The sequence below is a fragment of the Spirosoma gilvum genome, assembly GCF_054776815.1.
In genome coordinates, this window is sequence record NZ_BAAHBH010000026.1 from 1 (window position 1) to 24,673 (window position 24,673).

Below are 24,673 nucleotides of genomic sequence, written 5' to 3' on the forward strand. Positions count from 1 at the left end.
TGAAGGTTTTAGCGAACAGAGTACCTTTGCTCAGGAGTTGACGCAGGTGATTCTGATGTTCATCGCTCAGCATTACGTGTTGCTTTTTCATACTCCTAAAATACTATAATACTTAGTTTACAGTGTACTCAGCAACAGCGATAAGCTGGCTTTGAAAAGCTTGTATTCATTATTGAGAAATCCTACGAATGACCATCAATGACAACGGACCGGGATTTTGATCAGGTCCTGAATTTCGTGTCCGTCGTGATCAAAGCGAGCCAGCGTATAAACCGACCCATCAGCGCCAATGGCAATTGAATTGACGTAGGTCGGGCGGTTGCCGTCGGCGTAAAAAATTGGTCCATGATCCGTATAGCGTTGGGTGGGAATATGGAACGTCACCAGATGCAGATTTTCCAGTCCTTTAGCCGCTCCTTTGGCAATTTGGTCGGCTCCTTTCACCCGCTTTCCGTCGATGTAGATAGGACCACCAGTGAGATAGTAGATCGTCTGCTGGTCGGGGCCGAGTTGAAATCCTAGATACCCGTAGCTGAATTGATCGAACATGCCACTTCTACGCGACGGCTCCGAAGTAAGCCGTTCCACCAGTTCGATCGTGGCCTGCTCAGGGTCAAAACGGAAGAGATAACCCGAATTACCGTGAATACCGTAAGCTACCTGTTCGGGCGCATACCAGAAAATTTTTCGCCAGTTGTAGCCCATGCTCCCCGGATGTCTGGAATCGTATTGACCGAAGTAATCTAGCCGCAAATCAACACCGTCCAGCTTATGGAGCGATTCGCTTCCTGACTGATAAGCGAGAATATCCCCATCTGACGTGGACAGGTAAACCGTCCCGTTACGTGGATCAACGAACATCGACCGGCACAATACCCGATAATCATCCCCTACGTTTCCAGCTTCCCCTTTCATGGAAACAGGCCCCAGATTTTTAAGCGTACCTGCCTTGATGTCGTAATCAATAAAATAGCCCATCGGCCAGGTGATTCCGTACAGATGCTCCCGGTCCTGGTCGATGGTCATGGTCAAAATCCCCTCACCATCGGGCGCAATAGCCAGGTTTTCGAAGGCACCCGTTACCAGATCGTACGAAAGAAAATGTCCACCAGGATATAGGTTTTTACCATTGGGAGCCTGTTGCGGCAGCCGCTCCATCCCGTCGATCATCTCATAGACGCCAATATGCGTGGCAAAGTAAAGCTTGCCTTTGTTTTCGTAGAACCGAACGTGGCTTTTCCCCTGCGGAATGGCATTCGCTTCGGTTTCGCCACAGATGTCGGTTAAATCAGCCAGCCATTGCGTTTTATCAATAACAGGATCATATACGTAAAGTTGCCCACCCTGATCATACGATTCAGAACAAAGCACATAGTAGATTTTCCCGTCGCTGGCCGCCGTAATGGCATTATAAGTATCATGCGCCAGCGGAAAACCCGAATAATAAGGAGTGGCGGTTAACACGTCAATACTTGGAGAAGTCATGTTATTGCTTTTAATAGAACCGCAAGGGCGGCCCCGACAGATTGTTATGATTCTTATGATTTATTATGATCTGTGTAAATCATAAGAATCATAACAATCTACGTTCTATTTGTCATTTAGCTAGTGGTATTCCCACCTCGTCAGCGAGTCGGTTTATTTCGTTGTAAATCAGATTGGGAACGGACGGAGCCCAGGGACTCGGCAGGCCGTAGACCATCTGAGAAGAAGCCCCTTCGTAACCGCCTTCCTGCAAAATGGTAGCGGAGGGAATGTATCCCATGACATCGTTGGAGTACCCCATCACGAAAATATCCGGCCCGAAGCGTTTTTTACAGACCAGCGCATATTCGATGACCAGCTCACCACCAAAGCTCAGAATCGGCTGGTTGCCCAACTGCCAGATCTGCAACGGGTACGGATAACTTCGGATGAACGATTTACCCTGTTTCTGCTGAGCGAGCATCCGGGTAGCCCAGCGTTTCAGATAAGGGGTTGTTTCGTTAGCCGTTTTGAGTAGCTCCGCTTCGGTAGGTGGTGCAGAGAGTGGTAGTTCAATTTCCGAGTAGGCCGTTTTAAGTTGCGGGTCAAGGGGACGCATCGGTTCCTCCAATACCCGATCTACCGCAACGGCGAGTTCACGACCGTACTGTTTGGCCAGCGGGACGGTCCGGCGGGGAAGTGGGTTCTGGTCGCCCGCGGCTCCCTGAAAAAACAGGGCTGTAACACCAGGGTGTTCTTTTTCCAGTTCGATTTGAGCAAATCCCGCGTAATCACCCGACCACTGATAGATGTCTAGCACCGTTGGGTGGCAAGCGTACCCAAACACAACGGCTTTTAGCTTACCGGCGGTCGTCGTGACTTTAATGACCGGTACTGCATAGTCGTTAGGGCCTTTCAGTTCGGTTTGTTCCAGCAAAGCGCCCTCTTTGTTGTTGCGCCGATTGACCTGAAAACGCGTCACGCCATTCTGGGCGGACAGTTCCACCGGTTCCAGTTGCTTGAGGGCATTGCCAACCAGGGCTACAATTTGATCTTCCAGCCATCGGGTGTAGCGGTCGATGATGGCTTGCTGACCGGCATCCAGTGGGTAAATATCCAGCAACGCATGACCCAGCACTGGCCCCGAATGCGTATGCGAACTGTTCAGAATGATCTGTGCTTTGGAGAGACCAAACTGCGTTTTAAGCCGCTCCCGAATCGGATCGGACATATCCTTTGGAAAACCCAACATATCGGTCGTCACCAGTACCGCCCGTTTGCCAGATTCATCTTCCAGCACCAGCGCTTTGGCCCATAGGTCGTGCAGTTTTCCATCGGCCGCATGAGTGCGGGAGGCATAACCGGCCTGCCATTGCGATTCTTTGGGGGTGATGACCACTTTGGCAACGCCCGCTTTCCAGCCTTTCGCCCAGACCGATAATCCTGGCAAACTCAGCATCAGTAGGCAAATGAGCCAACCTAATTTTTTCATTTCTGACTCAGCAGTTTATCCGCGTTCGCATGAATTTTCTCGATGGCATTGGCAATCTCATCCATGTCGGATTGGGTGCCAAGCAGCATATTTTGGGTGAACCAGATGGCCTCTTCGTTGCACAGGCGGTCGTTTTGCGGACAGTGGTTACGTGCAACATAACTCTTGAAATCAAGCATCTCCTTCGGGTACATCTTCTGGAAATTTTTCGACTGGAAGGCATCGTTCAGGTACGGCATGTTGTTGAGCGTGGCGTACCCTTTCGAACAGGGAATCCCTTCAGCGATCAATGCTTTTAGGAATATATCCCGCGAAAGTCCCTTAAACGCTTCTTTCTGGTAACGGAACGGGAACAGGTGAAAGGCTCCACGCGTAACGTTGTCGTACAGTTTATACGGAACAATGCCCGGAATGCTCCTAATCTTGTTTTTCAGATACGTAGCATTGGTGTTGCGGGTCGTGGTTTCGGCATCGAGCCGTTTCAGTTGGGCAAGGCCAATGGCAGCCTGATATTCGGTCAGGCGAAGCTTGTTGCCCTGAATGAGCGTACCAATGCCTATAACGCCACTAACGGTGCCATACGGATTGCCATAGTTGTGGTACGAGAAACAGCGATCCATAAATGCGTCGTCGTTGCTGACAATAGCTCCACCTTCGCCAATGGCCAGGTTTTTTGAGTTCTGGAAACTGAAGCAGCCCGCATGCCCGAACGTTCCGACTTTCTGGTGATTGATTTCGGCCAGATGCGCCTGACAGGCATCTTCAATAACCACCAGATTGTGCTTTTTTGCAATGGCTAGAATCTGAGGCATATTAGCCGGTAAACCCAAAATATGAACGGGTAGAATGGCTTTGGTGCGCGAAGTGATTTTAGCTTCAATTTTAGCCGGGTCAATCTGGAATGTTTCGGGATCAACATCAACAAACACTGGCATGGCTCCATTGGCCAGGACAGGTGCTACCGTACCAATGAATGTATAAGGCGGCACCAATACCTCATCGCCACCCCGGATGTCGAACTGAGCAAGCGCTGCCATGATGGCATTGGTGCCATTCACAACCGCCAGCGACCGTTTGGCTCCGACGGCTGCAGCCCACTTGGCTTCAAACTCACTAACGACTTTATCTCGTGACCAGATACCACTCCGAATAACTTCCAGCAATTGTTTCTCGTCCTGTTCCGGCTTCCAGAGCGGCCAGGTTGGCCAGTTTTTCGTTCGAACGGGTTTGCCACCCAGCAAAGCCAGTGGCTCGGCTACCGAAAACGAGGTGAACTGACTGGGTTTAACGGAAGGTGTTGCTGGCTGAACGTTTGTATTATCCGTAAGCAAAGAAGGGGTTAGCACGGCGCCCAGACCCGTAAGCGAGTTTCGCCGGATGAATTCACGTCTTGAGTAATTCTTGTGTGCCATGTGGGTAAAGAGTTGAGGTTATGACTTTGCTTTCGCCATAACGCTTTCCAGCGTGACGGGGGCACCTCCGCGCCGTTTGCTTTCGTCGGCAGCTTCCATGAAGGCAAAAATTTCGATGGTTTCGTCGGGCGTTACGGGTACCTGGCCCGTTTCGAAATAGCGGACAATATCGTCCAGCAACGGCTCATAACCCCCATACGGCCCTAAAATCAGGTTACCCGATTTGGTAAAGACCGTTCCGCCGTAATCATGCTTGCCCGTACGCGTACCCCGAACCGTACCAACGCGACCATCAGCCCAGGTGCCAATGATGATGTCGGTGCCATCGGTATGTACCCGAACCACCTGCTTACAGCCTGTTCCCATGACCGTGTACAGCGTTTCGACGCCGTGGATACCATACCAGAAAAAATCCGGGTGCGTCTTTTCCAGAACGGCTGGACTAAACGTATCAGCCCCGACAACCTGACTTTTATCGACTTTTTCAATGCCTTTAATATGCCGAAGCGACGAAGCCGAAAAAATGGGGATATTGTATTTCTTCGACGCATCGAAAATGGCAATCGCATCGGACAGCGAAGCCGCAATGGGTTTGTCGATAAAGACTCGTTTCCCGGCTTTCAGCACCTGTAGAGCCTGTTCGCGGTGGAGCCGTCCGTCGTTGGTTTCGAGCAGGACAACGTCAACTTTTCTGAGCAGATCGGCAATTGAATCTACAATCTCGACATTCAGCTTTTTCACGTCTTCGGTATAGGCCGGAATGCGCGAGGTGCTACTTTCGATGTCTTTACTACCCTGTGGATAGGCGGCTACCACTTTATAGCCCAGAAATCGATCGCCCGCGTCGGGGCCGTTCAGCGCTTTGACGAATGCCGGGCTGTGCGATGTATCGAGCCCAATGATGCCCACCCGTTTTCCCGTTGCCGCTGAAGGCTTAGGCAGGATAAATTCAGGGCCTAGGAGCAGGGCGGTGCTGGCCTGTGCGGTATCTTTCAGAAATCGTCGTCGGGTAGAAAGGGCAGAAGACATAATGCTCAGCATTAGGGTAGTCTCTTTAAACGCACAGACTGCCGTATTTATACTCAAACGGGGCCTTAATACCTTCCGCCAACTCGTCGGCGATTCAACGCTTTATTTCCGTCAACAGTAGGTAAATGAGTCGGGCGTTGCGTGAGTCCTGTTGTATCGGTCAGTGCTTTCATAAACGCAACCAGCGCTTTTTGCTCACCGATGCTCAGCCGAAGCGAATCCTCCGCCAATGTCTGGCCATCTAGCTCGATTCCGATTCCACGCCCTCCTCCCCGATTGTAGAAATCGACCACCTGATCCAACGTCTGGTAAACGCCATTGTGCATGTAGGGAGCTGTCAGTTCGGTATTACGAACGGTTGGGGTTTTGAAGGCATAGCGATGGATGTTTTTCTGATAGGTTGTAAACTTCCCCTGATCGGCATCCAGCCGGGCAGCACTCGTTTTCGGTTTTTGGGGCACACCAATAATTTCACTTTCGGTCTTTTCGTAATGTGGGGGTATGAAGCCGTTGTAGATCGGGAAAAAATGGCAGGTTGCACAACGTCCTTTACCCATAAACAGATTGAACCCCGTCAGTTCATCCGTCGATAACGCTACAGGCTCTCCCCGCAGATACCGGTCTGGCCGGGCGTTCAGGCTAGTCAGGCTTCGGACATAGCACGCCAGCGCATTCCGAACAGTATGCCCTGTTAGTCCACCCGGAAAAGCAGCAGCAAACCATTTTTTATAGTCTGGACTGGCCATTAACTTTCTGGCAGACTCATCCGATGAGCTATGCATTTCGTCCGAATTTTTTAGCACATCGTGTGCCTGGTCTTCGAGGTACGTGACCCGCGAATCATAGAACTGAGCATTTTGTAACCCAGCGTTTAGTAAGGTCGGAGCGTTTCGTTTCACACTTTTCATGAAACTACCAAAAGCCCGACTTTTCCGGCGCCCATCCGTAAACGCGCGTTCCGGCTGATGGCAGGACGCACAACTCCGGGCGTTATTGCCCGACAGCAGCGGGTCGAAAAACAGAACTCGCCCTAATGCAATTTTTTGAGGAGAGCTGGCAAAATCACCAAAATTGATCAGATAATCGGTCCGAAAAGCCCCTGAATCGGATAATGTAGCCACTAATGGCGACAAAAACCGCCCACTGGTAGCTGGTCGAATTCCCAATGCCTGACGAGCCTGCTGTATTACTCGGCAGAGTGGATACAGCTCGTTTCGAATAAAAGAAGCCCGATCAAACTGGTCGAAATCCGATGATTCCTTAAGCGTTCCAATAGCCGTCTGCCAGTGCTGATCTAGCTGAGAAGCTAATGGTTTTGGAAGTTTCTGGGTGTATGGTTGTAGCACCGTATAAAGCGTCTCTAACGAAATCGCGGCCTCAGTTAGTCCCGTTCTGGTTGCGGGTGCATCGTAGCCCGTAATGCCCAAAGTTAGGATTCGGAACAGTTGCTGGCGGATGGCGTCAAGTACGTCGGAGTCCGTTATTCGACTGGCCGGTATACCTTGTTCCAGCCGGGACGAATACGTCAGTAGGCGGTTCAGTTCATGGAGCAGGCTATCTTTCCGGGACGGATCGTATTCAGGAAACAGATAGGGTTCAATAACCTGCAAACCAACCGGCCGAATGGGCGTTTGAGCGGGGTCGTCGTCTTCTACTTCCACCACCGACGGTCCATTGACACGACTGGCCAACACAGGCTGGTAGTATTCGAGCAACCATTCGATCCGCTTATAATCCAACCGACTTCGTTTAAACGCCCATTGTAGCGAGTCGGCCGGGGCATTGGCTTGTACATAGTTGGCCAATTGCTTAACCTGCTCGTGGAATCGGGCTTTATCGGCCAAAAACTGACGATATACGATCGGTTCGTCGCGCATGTCGCCACGTTCTTTGGGCAGAAAAGCAGCCAAAACTGTGAACAAAAAAAGCAAACGAACGATTTGAGACATACCTAACTGCTTAGCCATTAGCAAAATAATACCTTTCCCGAAAATGCAGCCCTGTACAGGTACAGAAACGATTCCGCTTTACAAACTATTCTGTACAGACGAGAAACGCGATTTCCACCTAAAAAGCTGATTGTGAGTAATTTGCTGCACAGGCGGTTTTAATAGCGAAAGTGAAATCAAATAATGTATTTTTACAAAGTGATTCTTTACTCAATTGACAAACCTTCCTTTTCAATGATAGCACCTCCGAGTACAACAGAAATCGATTTCCTGGCTGGAGGAGGTGAAACGGCCGCCCTTATTCGTGCCCTCGACTGGTCGGAAACCCCACTAGGCCCTATTGATCAGTGGCCACAAAGTCTTAAAACCGCTACCAACCTAATGCTCAACACCCGCCAGCCGGTATGGATTGGCTGGGGCCCTACGGCTACGTTTCTTTATAATGACGCCTACATTCCGGTACTGAGTCTGGCCAAGCACCCCTGGGCATTGGGGAAACCAGCGGCAACCGTCTGGGAAGAAATATGGGATTTTTGCGGTCCCCTGGCCGATAAGGTTTTCCACCAGGGGGAATCATCGTTCGTTGATGACGTACGCCTGTTCATGAACCGGGGAGGCTTTCTGGAAGAAACCTTTTATTCGTTCTCGTATAGCCCTATCCGTGACGAGAGCGGGCAGGTGGCCGGCTTATTCTGTCCTAATACCGAAGTAACAGCGCAAAATCTGAATACACGCCGACTGGCTACCCTATCGGCACTAGCCAGCAATGTTCTCACGGAACGCACTACTCGAAGCGCCTGTGTTTCGGTCGCTCAAACCATCAGCCAGAATCCAGATGATATTCCTTTCGCACTGCTTTACCTGACCACTGGCGATGGAAAATCGATTCATCTGGAACAGACAGTCCGGTTACCGGCTGGTGATGCCCGGTTAAGTCCGCCGGTTTTGAGCTTAGATAGTGCTATACAGGGGCCTTTAGACCTTCCCCTGATGAGCGTTGTTCAACAGGGGAAAGCACTGGTAGGTTCCTGGACAACAAGTCAGAGATTAGCCCCTGGCCCAGCCGGACAACCCGTTACGCAGGCTATGGTTTTACCGCTGATCGCTCCTGGCCAGCAGAAATCCATCGGTGTACTGGTAGCGGGCGTTAACCCAACCCGTCCGCTCGACGCTAGCTATCGGACCTTTTACGAACTGGTTGCCAATCAGGTCGCTACGGCCATCCAGCACAGTCAGGCAGCCGAAGAAGAACGGCACCGCATCGAACAACTAGCCGAATTAAACCGGGCGAAAACGTTATTTTTCAGCAACGTAAGCCACGAATTCCGGACTCCGCTCACGCTGATGCTGGGCCCTTTAGAGGAATTGCTTCAGGACGGCAACCATCCGTTGCCTGCCCACCAGCAAACGCAGGTGGAAGCTGCCCATCGCAACGCCCAACGCTTATTACGGCTGGTCAATGCCTTATTGGATTTTAGCCGCCTGGAGGGCGGACGACTTCAGGCAACGTTTACGCCTACAGACCTTCCGACGTTGACAACAGACCTGGCCAGTAGTTTCCGGTCCGTCATCGAGAAAGCGGGGATGCAGTTAGTCGTTGAAACTGACGCCTTATCCGAACTGGTGGATGTAGATCGGAACATGTGGGAAAAAATCGTTCTTAACCTCTTATCGAATGCATTTAAATTTACATTAAAAGGAACCATCACCGTCCGACTAATCAAATTAAAAAACAATCAGCTCCGACTCACTGTCGACGACACTGGGGTAGGTATTCCAACGGCTGATCTGCCCCGGCTGTTCGAACGCTTTCACCGAGTCGAGGGGGCGCAGGGGCGGTCGTTTGAAGGAACTGGTATCGGACTGGCGTTGGTGCATGAACTGGTCGAATTGCACGGTGGCACCATCCGGGTGAGCAGTGAGTTAGGTCAGGGAAGTACATTTTGTGTACAAATACCCATTCACCGTTCGCAGCAGTCAATAGTACCCGAACAAGTATCGACCGGCAGCGCCGACCTGTTTGTGGCCGATGCCGATCTGATGTTATCATCTCTGCTGCCTACGCAACCACCTGTATCGGAACCTCCTGCTGCCGCTCCCGACCGCTCGATGAAACGCATCCTGCTGGCTGACGATAATGCCGACATGCGAGCCTATATCCATCGACTGTTGAGCACATACTATACAGTCGATACCGTTGCCGATGGGCAGGAAGCACTGGCTGCCATTCAGCGCCAGCAACCTGATTTACTCCTGTCCGACATCATGATGCCTAATCTGGATGGAGCGGAACTACTAAAGATTCTTAAAGAAAACCCGCAAACTGCCCACATTCCGGTCATGCTCCTATCGGCCCGAGCAGGGGAAGAAGCCGCCATCGACGGGTACGCAGCCGGAGCCGACGATTACCTGACCAAACCGTTTTCGGCCAATGAACTACTGGTTCGGGTGAAAGCGCAGTTGAAGCTGTCGCAGACCCGACAGGAAAATCAGCAGAAGCTTCGGCATTTATTTAAACAGGCGCCCGTTGCTATTGCCATTGTCGAAGGCCCACAACATGTTTTCACCCTCGCCAATGACCTGTACCGTACCTTAACCGACCGTCAGGAAAGTCAATTGATCGGCCAACCCCTTCTCGACGTGTTTCCAGAGTTGGTTGCCCAGAAGATTGGCACAGTACTAGACCATGTTTTTCAGTCGGGCGAACCGTTTGCGGTAGCTGAGCAAGCGGTTGAACTAACGCGTCATGGGCAACTGTCGACCGGCTATTATAGCTACTCATTTCAGCCATTGACCGACTCGGCCGGGCAAATTACGGGCATCATTATGGTTGCGTACGAGGTCACCGAATCGGTAAAGGCTCGGCTTCAGATTGAGGAAAGCCAACGGCAGTTTAAACAACTGGCCGACCTGATTCCGCAAATTGTCTGGACAGCCAGACCCGATGGCACCTCCGATTACTACAACCAACAGTGGTATGCCTATACCGGCTTAGAAAACGGTAGGCATGGCAACGAGGGGTGGATAGATGTTATACACCCCGACGACCGGAAACGCTCCCTGGACCTATGGCAGCATAGCATACGAACGGGAGAACCCTTTCAGATGGAATACCGCTTTGCAGATAATCGGCAGCCAAGACAATACCGCTGGTTTCTGGGCCGGTCTGTACCAGTTCGGGATTCTGAAGGGACCATCGTTAAATGGTTTGGCTCGGCCACAGATATTGATGACCAGAAACAGGCCGAAACCATTCTCCGTCAAAGTGAAAACCGATTCCGGTCCATTGCCGATACGGCTCCAGTGCTTATCTGGATTGCAGGAGTCGACAAACTCCATACCTTTTTCAACAAAGGCTGGTTAGATTATACCGGCCGTACGATGGACCAGGAACTAGGCAATGGCTGGACCGAGGGTATCCATCCTGATGATCGCCAACGCAGTCTGGCTATCTATACAACTTCATTCAATGCTCGTCAGGAATTCTACCTGGAATACCGGCTCCGCCGTCATGATGGCGATTATCGGTGGGTGGCAGAACGAGGTAAGCCCTGGTTCGACCCAGACGGGACTTTCATGGGGTATATTGGTGGGTGTACCGACATTCACGACAGTAAATTAGCCAGCGAAGAACTGGAACGCCATGTTGCCGATCGAACTCGCGAACTCAAAAATCTGAACATGGAACTCGAACGTTCCAACTTCGATCTGATGCAATTTGCTTCGGTTGCCAGTCACGACCTAAAAGAGCCTCTTCGCAAAATTCAGGCTTTCAGTACGCTGCTGATGACCTCACTCGATAGCAAACTGGAGTCAACTGAACAGGAACATTTCAAGCGGATTGTTCGGGCAGCGGCCCGGATGCAAACGCTGGTCGATGATGTGTTGCGGCTCTCTAAACTCTCGAAACTGGATGCTCAATTTGAACCCGTACAGCTGAATGGCATTATCGCCCGAATTCAGGACGATCTGGAAATAACCATTCAGGATAAAGGCGCTTTAATCGACGTTGGGAATTTGCCTACAGTTGATGGCGTTCCTGGACAACTGCATCAACTGTTTCAAAACCTGATCAGCAATGCACTGAAGTTCATAAGTAATCGCCCACCAAAGGTCACGATTGAGAGTTGCCCCGTTACCGTTCAAATGCGTACGGAGTTTGGACTATCGGATCAGCCGTATGCCGTGATTAGTGTAACAGACAACGGTATCGGTTTCGACATGCAGTATGTAGAAAAGATTTTTGGCATGTTCCAACGTCTGCATCGGCGGGAAACCTACGAAGGAACGGGTATTGGGTTGACCATCTGCCGCCGGATCGTTGAAAATCATCACGGCTACATACGGGCTATTGGTCGGCCAGGCGAAGGGGCGACCTTTCAAATCATTCTGCCCGTTAGTCAGCAAAGCAGCACGGTTCCGAATTGATCCGCTGAAAAAGCGGCTCGTCCGCGATGCAATCGCTGGACGAGCTAAGCGCTAAGTTACCAGCCAAACTTCCTTATAAAGCCAGCCTTCTAATGCTGGCTTTTTTCATTCTCCCCTTTTCGGGGATATTATATCCCTGCTTTTACAGGATTGCTTCATAGGTAGTCATCGCGCCAATTTTTTGTATATTATGCTGACCATCTGCCAAGAGCCATTTCGTCGCGCATCAAAAAGCTATCGAACTAATTCGTTTTTGTATGCAAATGACTACCATTTCATTACTCACTAGCATGTGCTATCTCCACCTGAAGTCGTGTACCGTACGCTTGAGGATGTCGATGCGCTGGCCACATGGTGGCCTTTTGTCTATCTGGATATAAAGGTACTGGAGCCGGGCCAGTCAAACGGCGTTGGCAAAGTAGTCGAGTTATTTACAAAGGGGTGGTTGCCCTATACACTCCGCTGGAAATTCTGGGTCAAGGAAACGCATATCCCAACTGGTTTTACAATTGATGCCTTTGGCGATTTTGTCGGCCGGGCTTGATGAGAACAATCAGAGGTGAAAGTAAGTAATACAATGCAAGTTGTCCGTACCTTTGACGGCTACTTACCGATTACTACTCAATCCAATCATGGCACTCAAAACCCTTGTTAAAATCTCGAATGTGACCAACCTCAGCGACGCCCGTTATTGTGCAGGTATGGGTGTCGACATGCTCGGCTTCTCGATGGACGTCGACTCCCCCGATTACATCGAACCGCGCAAGTTTGAGGAAATTAGAGGTTGGGTGGCTGGTGTGCAGATCGTAGGTGAGACATCCACCACGGATCCGGAGGCTATTGAACAACTACTGGCCACGTACCAGCCCGATATATTGCAGGTCGACGAAGCCGCTTTATTGCCCTACCTAAGTACCTTCGGCAAGAGCCTGATTCTTCGTGTCAATCTATCGCAGATGACACTTGACCAACTCGATACGTTGTTTCATACGGGTGCATCGGGTGCCGATTATCTATTGCTCGAAAGCAACGGTCCTCTTCACTTCGATGACGAGTTAAAAACTATTCTCCAACAAATAGCCTCCCGCTATCCCACCTTACTCGGGACAGGTATATCTGCGCAAAATGTGCACGATTTACTAGCCGATCTTCCTGTTCGGGGCATCGCCTTAAGTGGTGGCGACGAAGAACAGCCTGGCAACAAGGAGTTCGGCGAGCTGATGGATATTCTGGAAGCGATTGAAGAGGAGTAATCTCTAAAGGAGTTAGGAGTTAGGAGTGAGAATGGCTGGCGCATACTCTATCTTGATGCGCCAGCCATTCTCACTCCTAACTCCTAACTCCTCGCTTCAAACCACTACTATGCATTACCTACTATCATTGAAAACATACTTCTATCCATAACCGCGTCCATTCTTCCAATTCTGCTTTCGTGGCGTTTGACAACCGACTAGGTTTACATCGGTTTTAAACACAAAAAGCCATGAACAAACGATTAGAACGTATTGCCGACCAGGCCCAGATTGGGGGTGTATGCGCTGGTTTGGCCGATTATTTTGGCATTGACCGTGCATTAGTACGCATACTTTTTGTAATCGGAATTTTTTTGCCGCATTTTCCGGCTATAATCATTTACATCATCCTGTGGATTGTGCTACCCGAACGGCGTTCGGATGGCGCAGTGATTCCTTCAACCGCTTTTTCTAATCCTTATTTTTCCATGAATCCCTACAATCCAAACAAACCTGCCTCTCCCGACCGTAGCATCATTGGCGGGGTCGTACTGATTATCCTGGGTGTTTTGTTCCTTCTTGACCGATTCTTTGATATTGACTTCGGCGATCTGTGGCCGTTTATGCTGATAGCGCTCGGCTTGTGGCTGATCTTCAAAGACCGGATCAGACCCCCTTACGATAACACCAACAACGACCCGAACGGAACGCTGTAACATCTAATGTATGATGTATGATATATGAAGTAGGTAAGACTACATCCTATACCATACATCATACACCCTATATCTAAAGACATGCAACGAAGAAACGGATTATTCTGGGGAATTTTTCTGCTGACGCTGGGCGTATTGTTTCTGGCCCGGCGAGCAGGCTGGCTCGATGTCGACTGGCACTCACTCGTCAATCTATGGCCTGCCTTACTCATCCTGGCAGGTGTTCATCTGATTCTGGAACGCCGGGCCAATCCAGCCGCCTTTATCACGACGATTATGCTGGCGGTGGCTGTACCGACCACGCTGTTCGGATTCTTTTCGCATCACCGTCATGACGATGAAGGATTCCATATGCGCTGGAATCATGACGACGATGACGACGATGATCACCACGATAATGATGACGATAACGAAGACGATTATCGGGCAGAACGCGACCATCGGAATGCCGATAGCGACGAAGTGCATTCGAACACATTCGCCGAAAATATGGATGGCGACACTCGCGAAGCCGTCTTAAAACTCGCGGGCGGTGCTGGTAAGTTCACCATTGGCGAGCCAAGCTCCGAACTCATCAAAGCGGATACTAAACAGACCGTTGGAATGTATTCGATGTCGGTTGATCGGGATGAAACAACCCACATTCCGACCATTGAGCTGAAACCAAAAGATGAGGATCAGCATTTCGACCTGAAAGATGGGCATTATGAAAACCGCGTTGATATACACCTGAACGCGACGCCCGTCTGGTCGATGGATGTTGCGTTAGGGGCTGGCTCCGGCGATCTGGACCTGAGTGCCTATGCCGTAAAAAGTCTGAAACTGGGAGTTGGTGCCGCCGATCTCGACCTAAAATTAGGCGCTAAAGCTGATCAGGCCGATATTAAACTCGATGTAGGAGCGGCTTCGGTCACCGTACGTGTTCCAAAAGAAGTAGGTTGCCGGATCAAAAAAGATGGCGCCCTGAACCTGGAGGAACTAGACGACTTTACGAACGTTGGTGGTGGCGAATACCTCAGCCCTGGCTATGACGCATCGACCAAAAAGATGACCATTCGGTTCGATGGCGGCATCTCGCACTTCAAAGTAGTGCGATACTAAACCTGAACCGGGATTGAACGGATTGGAGGATTAAACAGATTTTGTAAATTGCCCAAAGCAACTAAAACAAAATCTGTTTAATCCTCCAATCCGTTCAATCCCGCCGGGCCGCCGGTGCGGTTCCGATCAGTTATCCTGATTCAGTCGTTTGAGCAGCATTTGATTAAACATCTGCTCCGTTTTATAAAGCTCTCGCAACTGCGCTGGGCTGATTACTTTCAGAAACCGCTCCATATACTCGTCGTCAAGATCGGCGAGTTTTTGTTTGGTAGAATTGGTTTCGCGAAGCCCATTTTTCAGTTGGTCATCATTCAGATTAAACCGATTAGGTTCATTATTCAGTTGCCGAATTCGTCGGTTCAGTTCCTGCTTCTTGGCATTGTACTCATTATAAATCGCCCAAAACTGGGGAGCCTGATCGGTCGTTAGATTCAACCGATTGGTAATCATCCCAATTTTAGCGGATTCAATTTTCTGGCGTCCGTTTAGGTCATTTTGCGCGTTGGCTACCTGAGTCATTACTAACAGGCCAAGCAACCAACCAATCCATGCGTGTCTCATTTTGGTAAAGTTAACCATTCGTAAAATCAGGAACCGACTTTCGCGTTGTCTACAGGGTTTTGCTCCTGAATAAGCTCCTGAATATCGTTCGGTGCTACATTCAGAAACTGAATCGCTGTGGTATCGCTACCCAACGAAGTATGAATTTGCTGAACATCAGCCAATTCGTATGCGCTAACGCCCTGATCTTCAAGATAAGCCGTTATGGCATCGTCACTTACACCAGCCAAGGCTTCGCTGCCCAGCGACTCCTGCCGTTGCGGTAACGTTTGCCAAACCAGTAAGGCAATCAGGCTAGCTCCCGCCAGCGAAGCCGCCGTACGTTGCCACGACCAGCTAATGCTAAAAGCGGGCTTGGGCTTTCGGACAGCACGAGCCTGTACCCGCGAAGGCAGGTCATCAAAATAACCATCTGGCGCAGTAAATGGAAGCTGCCTGAGTGGGTGCTCAGGTGGCAATTCTTCAAGCCGGAAATGTTTAGGATCGTTCATTGCTTTGGTGTGTGTTCCACACTATTCAGGTATCTTAAAATATTTTAAGATTTGACAGCTTCAATTGGATTAGGTTTAATCGACTGTGTCAGAGTTATTAAAAAAATCTTCAATCTTCTTAACAGCAAGATGGTAAGACGCTTTTAATGCCCCAACGGACGTACCCGTAATTTCGGCAATATCTTCGTATTTCATATCATCGAAATACTTCATATTGAAAACCAGACGCTGTTTGTCAGGTAATTTCAGCAAAGCCTTTTGTAACTTCAACTGTACGTCTTCGCCACTGGGATCGTTGCCCGACGTAACATACGCGGCATTGGTTTCCAGCTTTTCCATCAGTTCGCCTTCTACGTCTCCAATCGGCAGAAAGAATCGTCGACGTTTCTTATTCAGGAAGTTAAGACACTCGTTGGTCGCAATACGATAAATCCAGGTATATAACTGACTGTCGCCCCGAAACTGTTCCAGACTATTCCAGACTTTTATGAATGTTTCCTGCACCAGATCGTCGGCATCATCGTGATCAATAACCATCTTCCGAATATGCCAATAAATTTTCTGCTGATACTTGCGCACCAGCAGGTTAAAGGCATAATTCCGGCTCGACGGGTCCCGAAATTTGGCGAGGAGTTCTTCGTCAGTCATTATTCTTTTAGTAGTTAGGAGTTAGGAGCGAGGAGTGAGAATGGCTGACGCGTCTTATTGCTGTCGCTTCAGCCATTCTCACTCCTCGCTCCTAACTCCTAACTACTTATTTTCTTGCCATTACTTTCTTTACTTGCTCAACAATTTTATCGGCAGTAAGGCCATACTTTTGCATCAGTTGATCGGGTGTACCACTTTCCCCAAAGGTATCGTGTACGCCAACGTATTCGAGCGGAGCCGGGTAATTGCGCGCCAGTACCTGCGCTACACTATCGCCCAGACCGCCGTTCAACATATGCTCTTCAGCCGAAACCGCACAGCCCGTTTTCTTCACCGATGCCAGAATAGCCTCTTCATCTAACGGCTTAATCGTGTGAATATTGATAATGTCGGCTTCAATTCCTTGTTCAGACAGAATTTCACCGGCTTTAATGGCTTCCCAAACCAGGTGGCCCGTGCAGAAGATCGACACGTCTTTTCCTTCATTTACGGTCCAAGCTTTACCGATTTCAAATTTCTGATCGGCAGGGGTAAATACAGGAATAACGGGACGGCCAAAACGCAGATAAACCGGCCCTTCGTGGTCGGCAATAGCGATGGTAGCGGCCTTAGTCTGGTTGTAATCGCAAGGGTTGATGACGGTCATGTTCGGCAGCATTTTCATCATACCCAAATCTTCCAGAATCTGGTGTGTAGCGCCATCCTCGCCCAGGGTTAAACCCGCGTGCGATGCACAGATTTTGACGTTTTTGTTCGAATACGCCACCGACTGCCGAATCTGATCATATACCCGACCTGTTGCAAAATTGGCGAAGGTGGTTGCAAAGGGGATATGTCCGCCGATGGTCAAACCGGCCGACACGCCAATCATATTGGCTTCGGCTATACCACACTGGATAAACCGGTCAGGGAAGTCTTTAATGAAGGCTTCGAGTTTGAGCGACCCGGCTAGGTCGGCGGTTAGTGCTACAACATTGGGATGTGTTTTGCCCAGTTCGGCAATGCCCGCACCAAAACCTGAGCGGGTATCTTTTTTCTCGGTGAACTCGTATTTTTTCATATTCTATTAATTCGCCGAAGCGAGGGTTTGCAATTTAGTTAGAAAATAAGTGGCACTCGGGCAATTAGGATGTTGAGCCGCGTTTTCTATCGTGAAACCATATTTTAACATCCGACGAGCCAGAATAGGCTTTGTACCAACACCTCGCCCGGTTTCTTCAATAAAGAGCCGACGAATTGTTTCAAACGGTTCAGGTTCTCGCTCAGGATATTCGAAATAAACAGTTTTGCCCAACAATGTGCTCAACGTAGTCGTATCGGCTAAAAACCAGGCTTCTGCTTCCTGCACAGCTACGACAATTTGTTGACCAGGTACTTCACCAATTCGTTGTCGGGTTTTCGTTACACAGGACTCCTGATCAAGATCGGTTAAGATAATAAGCACATCGGCTCCGGCCTTCTCAAGAGTATTTCGCTTTTCGGGCAATTTATGTGGCAGCAGATTACCGTTCCCATCAGCATCTTCTACCGGAAAAACACATTGTAGACCTGCTTGTCGTAATACCTGCTGAAAAGCATCCGATTTTACAATCTTGACTTCCGTATCGCCTTCGCAAATAAACCCGACAGTTACCATGCTAATCCTCCATTCAGCGCGTTTGTGAGCCAGGCTTCGTCAGCACGCATTCCATGAAAATCTTCTTTTTTGAACTGACGGGCTGTTGTGGCTCCCTGCTTCTTCTCCACAACCACGAATTCCTCCGGTTTTACCCGAGAAGCCATCGATTGTGAGTGTGTGTTCAACCAGATATAATGCCCCCGTTCTTCACACATTGTGCGGAAGAAATCGACCAACTCACCCGCTACTTGTGGATGTAATCCATTTTCCGGCTCTTCGATACAAAGAAATTGTGGCTTATCATCACTTTGGTAAACAGCGGTTAAAAGAGCCAGAATATTGTAAGTGCCGTCAGAGATTAAATCTTTGGTGAAATAGTTTGGAACAGACTCTTCAAACCAATGCAATTCATCCCGATCGTCTACTTCAACTGCCTTAAATCCAGGAACAAATAACTCCAACCATTCAAAGACTTCATCTCTTAGAATCTCGTCTTTTAAAATACGCTTTAGCACTTTCTCCAAGTTATCAGCAGAAAAAGTTAAACGAATATCATCTCTGAGATTTAACTTCTGTTGTTGGCTTTTCCCAATAAAAAGTCTTGTAAAGTTATAGTAAACGTAATTGGTCTCTTGAGCCCCAATATACTGAGGCAGCCGTGGCCCAACATATCCAAATTCTTCATAACCGCCTGATTCATTAGAAACTTTAGAGATTACATTTCTATAAAATCCTCCAGTAGCTGTAAATGAATCATGATCAAACTTGACATCAAACCTGTCTGAGTGATTTTGCCTTCTCAAAAAATTTTCTGGCCCACCAAAAAGACTACTAGTTGAACCACCCATACGGTTCTGTATATTCACAAACTCCAAAGCCTCGAAAATATTCGACTTGCCCGACCCGTTGGGGCCGACAAAGACCGTAAACGGATTCGGCTCAATAAGCTCGATCCGTTCAATGGACTTGAAATTTTCGATGACTAAGCGTTTGATTTGCATGGGGTCAATTGTAGAGACGCGACCGCTCCGGCGGCCCGGCCTTCGCGTCTCCTATGCGTCAGCCAAAACCATCCGGCAGATGAGCCATCCGGTCAGGAGACGCGAGGGATGGCCGCATCGGCGGACCGGTCTTTACAACAAATTAATAATCCGACATACCTACCGTCAAGGGCAATTGATTCAGGGCTTGCTGAAGTTGCTCAGCATTCGGGGCTACACCGTGCCATTTGTAGCTACCAACCATGTAATCGACACCAAAGCCCATTTCGGTGTGCATCAGAATCAGCGTAGGTACGTCCGGGTTTTCCTGCGCTTTACGAAGCGTTTTGATTACATCGGCCATATCATTACCCTGCATTTCGTCGACATGCCAGCCGAAAGCGGCATATTTCGCGCCAAGGTCGCGGTTGTTGTTTACATTGTCGGTTTTACCGTCGATCTGTGCGTGGTTGAAATCGATCACAGCGGTCAGGTTGCCAAGTTTTTTGTTGGGCGCAAACTGAGCAGCTTCCCAAATCTGACCTTCCTGCTGCTCACCATCGCCCATGAGCACATACACATGGCTTTTGTCGCCGTTGAGTTTCTTCGAATAAGCCGCTCCAGACGCTACCGACAGACCTTGCCCTAATGACCCCGATGCGATCCGTACACCCGGCAGATGCTCGGCAGTGGTGGGGTGCCCCTGCAACCGGCTATCCAGCTTACGGAATGTCGACAACTCAGAAAGCGGGAAATACCCCGCCCGAGCCAGAACGGAATAAAATACAGGAGAAATGTGGCCATTCGACAGGAAGAAAATGTCTTCATCGCGTCCGTCCATATCGAAAATCGGATTCCCCTTGTCGTCCTTTTTCCGGTTCATAATCTCAAAATAGAGCGCCACCATAAAATCGGTGCAGCCTAATGAGCCACCTGGGTGACCAGAGTTGACGGCCGCAACCATGCGGACAATATCACGCCGAACGGCGGTAGCAATGTGTTCGAGTTGTTCGAGTTCCATAAGGTAAGGCGGGTGGAGACCCGCAATCATTAATTGGGAATAGCGGGTTTCCACCCGCCTTACTTTAAAATTTGATCTGCGTGATTTTGCGTATCTACTTTTGTAATAATATCGGTTATGATGCCTGCTTCATCGATCAGGAATGTCGTACGGACGATACCCATGTGCGTGCGGCCATACATCGACTTCTCTTTCCAGACACCATACGATTCTACAATCTGCTTGTCGGTATCGGAAACGAGCGGAAACGGTAAGTTGTATTTCTTAATAAACTTCTGATGCGACTTGTGGTCATCGACGCTAACGCCCAGTACTTCGTAGCCAGCCGCCCGAAGTCGATCTTCATTATCGCGCAGGCTACAGGCTTCGGCTGTACAACCCGGCGTATCATCTTTGGGGTAAAAATACAGCACCACTTTTTTACCCCGATAATCTGACAGTTTTATCGGCTGCCCATTTTGGTCAGTACTTGTGAAGTCTGGAGCAGGATCACCAATTTTCAATTCCATATAGCTTATTGTTTCAAGTTTGCTGATTAAACTTTCGAAAAAATGTTGCGAATGAATGTTTTGTCATTCTGACCGGGACGCGTAGTCGAAGGAAGAATCTTACTGTTTCTCGACTGAAAAGTAAGGATACGTTAAGATTCTTCCTTCGACTACGCGTCCCGGTCAGAATGACAAAAAACGCTCTCGAATAAAAGTTTAAACAGCAAACAGTATTAAAAACTATCGTCTCTTCCGATGTTTTTTGGAAATGACTTTATGGCGGACAGCCCGCTTGGGTTCTTTAATACTAGTACTGTCGGAGCCAATATTACCCGACTGGTCTTTCGCCTGTACAATTACTTCGGCTCCAGCTTCAAACGGTTCGTCAGGATTTAGCTTGTCCGACCACAGCAGAGCTCGTTTATAGTCGTACTGCATCAGTACCCACTCACCATTGACCAACGCCCGAAACTGTGCGATACCTGACAAATCGTCGCGAATACGGGCGGTGATTCCCTCGGACGTCGCACTCAGAATCTGAACCGTTGGCGGATTTATGTCCGTCATCAGTTGGAAACGCCCTAACGAACGGGTTTTGAACTCAATGCGACCCTTATCCCATTTGCCACCCAGATACGTCTGATTACCACCACTCGTCCAGTAAGCTTTAGTCCTGGCCGTGTCAATAGCCATCGGCGCATTGGGTGTATACTGAACCATCAGGTAATCATTTAAGGGGATGGTCGATTGGTTAATTTCCAATCCGCCACCTGGCAATGACCGTACAGCAAGATGAAGTGTATCGAAAAGCGTTTTAGCTCCAAAGTCGAGCCGGGTATTTCCCTCGGCAAATGACTCACTTCGGCCCGGAATAATGCGCTTTTTGAAATTAGTACGCACAACACTACGGCCAAACTGAACCGAATCTGGTAAATACTGGCGCAAATCTATAAGATAAACGGCTTGATTGCTACGCACATAGCTAACCGATTGCTCTACAACCGTGCGCCCAGTTATCAGTTTAGCCATAGGTGGGCTACTTAACGATACATTTTTAACGCTCAGCTTCAACACATTTTCATCTGTCGTAATGGTAGCCGAAGGGTCACCCCGAATTTCTTCGGGCGTACTGGTAGCTACCTGCGTCTCTGTCGAATCCGTTGAAGACAACGTACCTGACGCCACTTCGGGCTGAATGGTAAACGACAGTTGAGTGGCATGGTCGAAGGCATCATACAGCGTCAGTGTAACTTCATGCGGCTGACCGTCCAGCAATGGCAGCCGTCCCCGATAGGCCGCATTGCTCTGTAACTTATACAAATTCAGAATGTTTCCATCGGCGATATACGCCCGGTGATACCGTTGACCACTCGTTTGTTCGACTTCGTAGTTCTCATGAACATTCATGAAACGCGTCTGCTCATTCGGAAAGCTGTTCATATTGTAGGCAAACACTTCCTTTCCATCCAGCCGGATTTCCAGGCAACTGATACCATTACGATATGGTGATCCACTGGTTTTGTCGTAGGCCAGCACTTCCATTCCAATCAGGCCCGAGGCCGTAATGGGTTGGGTGATCGCATACGTCCCATCGGCCCGGCGTACGGGCACGTAACTAACCCGCTGGTATTCGCCGTTGATGCGGGAGGTGGCCGTCATGGTTTTCAGGGCTACCCGCTCAAAATAAGGCGGAACCTCGTCCTGAATTTCCGAAAAACCATACAGCAGTGGATTGATCAGGTTGTCTTTGGCATCCCGAATTTCAAAATGCAGGTGTGGCCCTCCCGATCCGCCTGTGTTTCCCGATGCAGCAATGATGTCCCCTTTTTTGACCGGAAACTGATCGGGTTGCGGGCGCAGATCGATTTCAAACGTTTTACCCTGATATTGTTGTTCACGCAGGTATCGGCCAAGCGTATCTTTCAGTGATTTCAGGTGACCATACACCGTAGTCAGACCGTTTGGATGCTTAATAAATACCACATTTCCATAGCCACCCGTAAACACAGCAATTCGGGAAACGTAGCCATCCGCAGCCGCATGAACATCCAGTCCTTCACGACCACCCGTCCGAATATCTAAGCCCGCATGGAAGTGATTTGGCCGCAGATCACCCATACCGCCCGACAACGAATTGGCAGCTCCGGGCTGAATGGGAAACATAAAATACCCATTGGCCACTGTTCCCGGTTGAATGTATCCGGTTTGTGGCTGACCTGACTGAGTCGATAAAACGGGCTTGGTTGATTGTCCGAAAACCAGTTCTGAACCAGTCAGAAGCAGTACAGACAGATAAAAAAGTGATCGTGTCAAAAGCAAAATTGTGGAAAGTTAATAGCGAACCGAAATCTGGACCGATTCGCCAAACTAAACTACTTAACGTCGAACGTTAGCATAGGTTTATCTTCTATATAAGCCGTTAGCCGATCGCCGACTTGTACCGGCCCAACACCGTGTGGTGTACCCGTAAACAGAATATCTCCCTGTTGTAACAGGAAATACCGGGATACGAACGAAATCAGGTAGTCGATTTTATACAACATCAGGCTGGTGTTCCCCTGCTGACGTGTTTCACCATTGATGTCTAAGTGGAAATTAAGGTTCTGTAGATCCGGGTAGTCGGTCTTGGGTACAAATCCAGAAATGGGTGCCGAGCCATTGAAGCCCTTGGCCAGTTCCCACGGTAGCCCTTTTGCTTTTAGTTTACTTTGCAAATCACGGGCTGTAAAGTCAATACCAATACCGATTTCGTCGTAATATTTATGAGCGAATTTTTCGTCGATGTTTTTACCAACCCGGTTAATCTTTACCAGAATCTCTACTTCATGATGCACATCGGCAGAAAAGTCAGGATAGAAAAACGGCTCGTTTTTAAGCGGGATAGCCGTTTCAGGTTTCATAAAGATGACCGGGTCCTCAGGACGCTCGTTGTTGAGTTCCTTAATATGTTCGGCGTAATTACGACCAACGCAGATAATTTTCATAGCTATAACGCGGACCTCTTGTCCGTACAGATGCAGGTAAAGAGTGAAATTATCCACTCAGCCGCATTTAGTTTTAAACCTGAAAGAATGTCGCAAATCTAACGACTAAAGAGGGGTAGACCACATGATTGACAGAAAATTTGAACAATTCCGGTACCTTATGGGTCTTAATACGTCAGAATGTCATCTACCATTAAACACGCACAAATGAAAAAAGTATTGATTGTTATGCTATCGCTGGCTTTCGCGGTTACGGCCTGCGAAAAGGTGCCGCTAACCGGGCGAAAGCAACTGATTCTGGTCCCGCCCAGCGAAATGCTCGCTATGAGCTTTACCCAATATAAAGCCTTTTTGGATACAAGTCGGGTTGTTCCAACATCGAACAACGACGCCGAAATGGTCACGCGGGTAGGTAACCGTATTCGTCAGGCTGTCGAGAGTTACATGAACAGCAACGGCTTTTCAAAACGACTCGAAGGTTTTCAATGGGAGTACCATCTGGTACAAAGTAATCAGGTCAATGCCTGGTGTATGCCGGGTGGTAAAATCGTTGTGTATTCAGGCATTCTGCCTTACACGCAAAACGAAGCGGGTTTAGCAACCGTATTAGGTCATGAAGTCTCGCACGCCATTGCCGAACACGGTAACGAACGCATGAGCGAAAGTCTTATAGCCAACGGTTTGCTACAGGCAGGTCAGGTAGCTACTGGTATTGCGACATCCAACAGGAGTCCGCAAACACAGGCGATATTCCAGCAAGCGTTTGGTGTGGTTGGCCCACTAGCTTATCAGTTTGGCCGTGGCCTTCCCCATAGTCGTAATCAGGAGTCAGAAGCCGACCATCTAGGACTAATTTTCATGTCGATGGCGGGCTACAATCCGGCCGAAGCCATTACGTTCTGGGAGCGGATGGCCAAAGCCAGTGGTGGCAAAGCGCCAGCTGAGTTTTTCTCCGACCACCCTTCAGATGCTCGTCGGATAGCCGATTTGCAAAAACTATTGCCCGACGCACAGAAGTACTATGCCAGCGCCCGTCGCTAATTAACTGCATTTAAAATG

Annotated in this window: 21 protein-coding genes; 6 read left to right on the forward strand and 15 right to left on the reverse strand. The window is 49.1% G+C overall.

What is annotated here, in order from left to right; translation table 11 throughout:
- Positions 1-195: 195 nt before the first annotated feature.
- From ACYVFD_RS35230 to ACYVFD_RS35250, 5 genes are all read right to left on the reverse strand, one after another.
- A complete protein-coding gene (locus ACYVFD_RS35230; protein ID WP_461095318.1) occupies positions 196-1,485 on the reverse strand; it encodes a hypothetical protein in 1,290 nt (429 codons plus the stop codon).
- A 112-nt stretch (positions 1,486-1,597) separates the two neighbouring features.
- Positions 1,598-2,956, reverse strand: coding sequence for a neutral/alkaline non-lysosomal ceramidase N-terminal domain-containing protein (locus ACYVFD_RS35235; RefSeq protein ID WP_461095319.1), 1,359 nt, complete (start codon positions 2,954-2,956; stop codon positions 1,598-1,600).
- Positions 2,953-4,368, reverse strand: a complete 1,416-nt coding sequence (locus ACYVFD_RS35240; RefSeq protein WP_461095320.1) for a DegT/DnrJ/EryC1/StrS family aminotransferase — start codon at positions 4,366-4,368, stop codon at positions 2,953-2,955. Before ACYVFD_RS35240 ends, ACYVFD_RS35235 begins: the two co-directional genes overlap by 4 nt.
- A gap of 18 nt (positions 4,369-4,386) precedes the next feature.
- Complete coding sequence (locus ACYVFD_RS35245) at positions 4,387-5,397, reverse strand: Gfo/Idh/MocA family protein (RefSeq protein ID WP_461095321.1); 1,011 nt, start codon at positions 5,395-5,397, stop codon at positions 4,387-4,389.
- 65 nt (positions 5,398-5,462) lie between these two features.
- Positions 5,463-7,346 carry a cytochrome-c peroxidase gene (locus ACYVFD_RS35250; RefSeq protein WP_461095322.1) on the reverse strand — a complete coding sequence of 628 codons (1,884 nt, stop codon included), beginning with the start codon at positions 7,344-7,346 and terminating at the stop codon, positions 5,463-5,465.
- A gap of 234 nt (positions 7,347-7,580) precedes the next feature.
- On the opposite strand from ACYVFD_RS35250, the gene ACYVFD_RS35255 reads away from it, so the two are divergent.
- The 5 genes from ACYVFD_RS35255 to ACYVFD_RS35275 all read left to right on the forward strand — a co-directional run bounded on the left by ACYVFD_RS35255 (position 7,581) and on the right by ACYVFD_RS35275 (position 14,823).
- Positions 7,581-11,774: an ATP-binding protein gene (locus ACYVFD_RS35255; protein ID WP_461095323.1), complete on the forward strand. Its 4,194-nt coding sequence runs from the start codon at positions 7,581-7,583 to the stop codon at positions 11,772-11,774.
- 313 nt (positions 11,775-12,087) lie between these two features.
- Positions 12,088-12,318 carry an SRPBCC family protein gene (locus tag ACYVFD_RS35260; RefSeq protein ID WP_461095324.1) on the forward strand — a complete coding sequence of 77 codons (231 nt, stop codon included), beginning with the start codon at positions 12,088-12,090 and terminating at the stop codon, positions 12,316-12,318.
- Between the two features lie 88 nt (positions 12,319-12,406).
- Entirely contained in the window at positions 12,407-13,027 is a 621-nt protein-coding gene (gene trpF, locus ACYVFD_RS35265; protein WP_461095325.1) for a phosphoribosylanthranilate isomerase, read from the forward strand.
- 230 nt (positions 13,028-13,257) lie between these two features.
- Complete coding sequence (locus tag ACYVFD_RS35270; RefSeq protein WP_461095326.1) at positions 13,258-13,722, forward strand: PspC domain-containing protein; 465 nt, start codon at positions 13,258-13,260, stop codon at positions 13,720-13,722.
- 81 nt (positions 13,723-13,803) lie between these two features.
- Positions 13,804-14,823 (forward strand): LiaI-LiaF-like domain-containing protein, encoded by a 1,020-nt coding sequence (locus tag ACYVFD_RS35275; RefSeq protein ID WP_461095327.1) that lies wholly within the window; start codon positions 13,804-13,806, stop codon positions 14,821-14,823.
- A gap of 126 nt (positions 14,824-14,949) precedes the next feature.
- On the opposite strand, the gene ACYVFD_RS35280 is transcribed toward ACYVFD_RS35275, so the two are convergent.
- The 10 genes from ACYVFD_RS35280 to ACYVFD_RS35325 form a co-directional block, all read right to left on the reverse strand.
- Complete coding sequence (locus tag ACYVFD_RS35280; RefSeq protein ID WP_461095328.1) at positions 14,950-15,384, reverse strand: hypothetical protein; 435 nt, start codon at positions 15,382-15,384, stop codon at positions 14,950-14,952.
- Positions 15,385-15,410: 26 nt separating this feature from the next.
- On the reverse strand, positions 15,411-15,875 hold the full coding sequence (locus ACYVFD_RS35285; RefSeq protein ID WP_461095329.1) for a hypothetical protein: 465 nt from the start codon (positions 15,873-15,875) through the stop codon (positions 15,411-15,413).
- A 75-nt stretch (positions 15,876-15,950) separates the two neighbouring features.
- On the reverse strand, positions 15,951-16,523 hold the full coding sequence (locus ACYVFD_RS35290) for an RNA polymerase sigma factor (protein ID WP_461095330.1): 573 nt from the start codon (positions 16,521-16,523) through the stop codon (positions 15,951-15,953).
- A gap of 106 nt (positions 16,524-16,629) precedes the next feature.
- A complete protein-coding gene (locus ACYVFD_RS35295) occupies positions 16,630-17,583 on the reverse strand; it encodes a transketolase family protein (RefSeq protein ID WP_461095331.1) in 954 nt (317 codons plus the stop codon).
- Positions 17,584-17,589: 6 nt separating this feature from the next.
- Positions 17,590-18,159, reverse strand: coding sequence for a hypothetical protein (locus ACYVFD_RS35300; protein WP_461095332.1), 570 nt, complete (start codon positions 18,157-18,159; stop codon positions 17,590-17,592).
- Positions 18,153-19,142 (reverse strand): AAA family ATPase, encoded by a 990-nt coding sequence (locus ACYVFD_RS35305; protein ID WP_461095333.1) that lies wholly within the window; start codon positions 19,140-19,142, stop codon positions 18,153-18,155. Before ACYVFD_RS35305 ends, ACYVFD_RS35300 begins: the two co-directional genes overlap by 7 nt.
- A gap of 142 nt (positions 19,143-19,284) precedes the next feature.
- Entirely contained in the window at positions 19,285-20,142 is an 858-nt protein-coding gene (locus tag ACYVFD_RS35310; protein ID WP_461095334.1) for a transketolase, read from the reverse strand.
- Between the two features lie 59 nt (positions 20,143-20,201).
- The gene (bcp, locus tag ACYVFD_RS35315) at positions 20,202-20,651 is read right to left on the reverse strand and encodes a thioredoxin-dependent thiol peroxidase (RefSeq protein ID WP_461095335.1); all 450 of its coding nucleotides are present in this window, start codon (positions 20,649-20,651) and stop codon (positions 20,202-20,204) included.
- A 219-nt stretch (positions 20,652-20,870) separates the two neighbouring features.
- Positions 20,871-22,793, reverse strand: coding sequence for a M23 family metallopeptidase (locus ACYVFD_RS35320; protein WP_461095350.1), 1,923 nt, complete (start codon positions 22,791-22,793; stop codon positions 20,871-20,873).
- Between the two features lie 209 nt (positions 22,794-23,002).
- Positions 23,003-23,614 (reverse strand): fumarylacetoacetate hydrolase family protein, encoded by a 612-nt coding sequence (locus ACYVFD_RS35325; protein WP_461095336.1) that lies wholly within the window; start codon positions 23,612-23,614, stop codon positions 23,003-23,005.
- Positions 23,615-23,821: 207 nt separating this feature from the next.
- Between ACYVFD_RS35325 and ACYVFD_RS35330 the strand changes: the two genes are divergently transcribed.
- Positions 23,822-24,655: a M48 family metallopeptidase gene (locus ACYVFD_RS35330; protein ID WP_461095337.1), complete on the forward strand. Its 834-nt coding sequence runs from the start codon at positions 23,822-23,824 to the stop codon at positions 24,653-24,655.
- Positions 24,656-24,673 lie beyond the last annotated feature (18 nt).

Coding starts and splice junctions, on each gene's coding strand:
- ACYVFD_RS35305 (WP_461095333.1), bottom strand. CDS start 19,142: ATGCAAATCAAACGCTTAGTCATCGAAAATTTCAAGTCCATTGAACGG.
- ACYVFD_RS35270 (WP_461095326.1), top strand. CDS start 13,258: ATGAACAAACGATTAGAACGTATTGCCGACCAGGCCCAGATTGGGGGT.
- ACYVFD_RS35310 (WP_461095334.1), bottom strand. CDS start 20,142: ATGGAACTCGAACAACTCGAACACATTGCTACCGCCGTTCGGCGTGAT.
- ACYVFD_RS35280 (WP_461095328.1), bottom strand. CDS start 15,384: ATGAGACACGCATGGATTGGTTGGTTGCTTGGCCTGTTAGTAATGACT.
- ACYVFD_RS35245 (WP_461095321.1), bottom strand. CDS start 5,397: ATGTCTTCTGCCCTTTCTACCCGACGACGATTTCTGAAAGATACCGCA.
- ACYVFD_RS35320 (WP_461095350.1), bottom strand. CDS start 22,793: ATGTTTCCCATTCAGCCCGGAGCTGCCAATTCGTTGTCGGGCGGTATG.
- ACYVFD_RS35235 (WP_461095319.1), bottom strand. CDS start 2,956: ATGAAAAAATTAGGTTGGCTCATTTGCCTACTGATGCTGAGTTTGCCA.
- ACYVFD_RS35240 (WP_461095320.1), bottom strand. CDS start 4,368: ATGGCACACAAGAATTACTCAAGACGTGAATTCATCCGGCGAAACTCG.
- ACYVFD_RS35285 (WP_461095329.1), bottom strand. CDS start 15,875: ATGAACGATCCTAAACATTTCCGGCTTGAAGAATTGCCACCTGAGCAC.
- ACYVFD_RS35330 (WP_461095337.1), top strand. CDS start 23,822: ATGAAAAAAGTATTGATTGTTATGCTATCGCTGGCTTTCGCGGTTACG.
- ACYVFD_RS35255 (WP_461095323.1), top strand. CDS start 7,581: ATGATAGCACCTCCGAGTACAACAGAAATCGATTTCCTGGCTGGAGGA.
- ACYVFD_RS35275 (WP_461095327.1), top strand. CDS start 13,804: ATGCAACGAAGAAACGGATTATTCTGGGGAATTTTTCTGCTGACGCTG.
- bcp (WP_461095335.1), bottom strand. CDS start 20,651: ATGGAATTGAAAATTGGTGATCCTGCTCCAGACTTCACAAGTACTGAC.
- ACYVFD_RS35295 (WP_461095331.1), bottom strand. CDS start 17,583: ATGAAAAAATACGAGTTCACCGAGAAAAAAGATACCCGCTCAGGTTTT.
- ACYVFD_RS35250 (WP_461095322.1), bottom strand. CDS start 7,346: ATGTCTCAAATCGTTCGTTTGCTTTTTTTGTTCACAGTTTTGGCTGCT.
- ACYVFD_RS35230 (WP_461095318.1), bottom strand. CDS start 1,485: ATGACTTCTCCAAGTATTGACGTGTTAACCGCCACTCCTTATTATTCG.
- ACYVFD_RS35290 (WP_461095330.1), bottom strand. CDS start 16,523: ATGACTGACGAAGAACTCCTCGCCAAATTTCGGGACCCGTCGAGCCGG.
- trpF (WP_461095325.1), top strand. CDS start 12,407: ATGGCACTCAAAACCCTTGTTAAAATCTCGAATGTGACCAACCTCAGC.
- ACYVFD_RS35300 (WP_461095332.1), bottom strand. CDS start 18,159: ATGGTAACTGTCGGGTTTATTTGCGAAGGCGATACGGAAGTCAAGATT.
- ACYVFD_RS35325 (WP_461095336.1), bottom strand. CDS start 23,614: ATGAAAATTATCTGCGTTGGTCGTAATTACGCCGAACATATTAAGGAA.